The organism is Pseudomonas sp. NPDC087598 (genome assembly GCF_044743525.1).
In the GTDB taxonomy this organism is placed as follows: Bacteria; Pseudomonadota; Gammaproteobacteria; order Pseudomonadales; family Pseudomonadaceae; genus Aquipseudomonas.
Genome location: NZ_JBIUWQ010000162.1, coordinates 1 through 1,118, shown reverse-complemented (window position 1 = coordinate 1,118; position 1,118 = coordinate 1). Strand labels below are relative to the sequence as shown.

1 protein-coding gene is annotated in these 1,118 nt (G+C 60.8%); it reads left to right on the top strand.

Translation table 11 applies throughout. The features are described from left to right. A partial coding sequence (locus tag ACIOWE_RS30275; RefSeq protein ID WP_401398640.1) for an NADP-dependent isocitrate dehydrogenase occupies positions 1 to 1,118 on the top strand: 1,118 nt, incomplete at both ends.

The window sequence follows — 1,118 nt, the reverse complement described above, 5'->3', positions numbered from 1 at the left end:
TTCCCCGAGCAACTGGGCGACAAAGCCGTAGCCGACCACCTCGCCGAACTGGGCGACCTGGCCGTTACGCCTGAAGCCAACATCATCAAGCTGCCGAACATCAGCGCATCGGTTCCTCAGCTGCAATCGGCAATCAAAGAACTGCAAGCTCAGGGTTACAACCTGCCGGACTACCCGGAAACCGTGACCAGCGACGCCGACAAAGACGCCAAGGCGCGTTACGACAAGGTCAAGGGCAGCGCCGTGAACCCGGTTCTGCGTGAAGGCAACTCCGACCGTCGCGCGCCGCTGTCGGTTAAAAACTACGCTCGCAAGCACCCGCACAAAATGGGCGCCTGGGCCAAAGACTCCAAGTCCCACGTCGCTCACATGAGCACCGGCGATTTCTACGGCAGCGAAAAAGCTGCCCTGATCGACGCCGCTGACGCTGTGAAGATCGAGCTGATCGCCAAAGACGGCACCGCGACCGTCCTGAAAGAGAAAACCACCGTTCAGGCTGGCGAGATCCTCGACTGCGCCGTGATGAGCAAAAACGCCCTGCGTGCGTTCATCGCTGCTGAAATCGACAGCGCCAAGGCGCAAGGCGTGCTGCTGTCGGTGCACCTGAAAGCGACCATGATGAAGGTCTCCGACCCGATCATGTTCGGCCAGATCGTTGCCGAGTTCTATAAAGACGCCCTGACCAAGCACGCTGACGTGCTGGCCCAGATCGGCTTCAACCTGAACAACGGCATCGGCGACCTGTACGCACGCATCAAGGCCCTGCCGGCCGAGCAGCAAGCTCAGATCGAAGCCGACATGGCCGCGGTTTACGCCGCTCGTCCGTCGCTGGCGATGGTCAACTCCGACAAAGGCATCACCAACCTGCACGTGCCGAGCGACGTCATCGTCGACGCCTCGATGCCTGCGATGATCCGTGACTCCGGCAAGATGTGGGGCACCGACGGTCAGTTGCACGACACCAAGGCTGTGATCCCGGATCGTTGCTACGCGACCATCTACCAGGCCGTGATCGAAGATTGCAAAGCCAATGGCGCTTTCGATCCGACCACCAGGGGCCGCGGGCGACACGTTGGCCGGATGGCTAATAAGGCTGTAGAGTACGGCGCCCACGACAA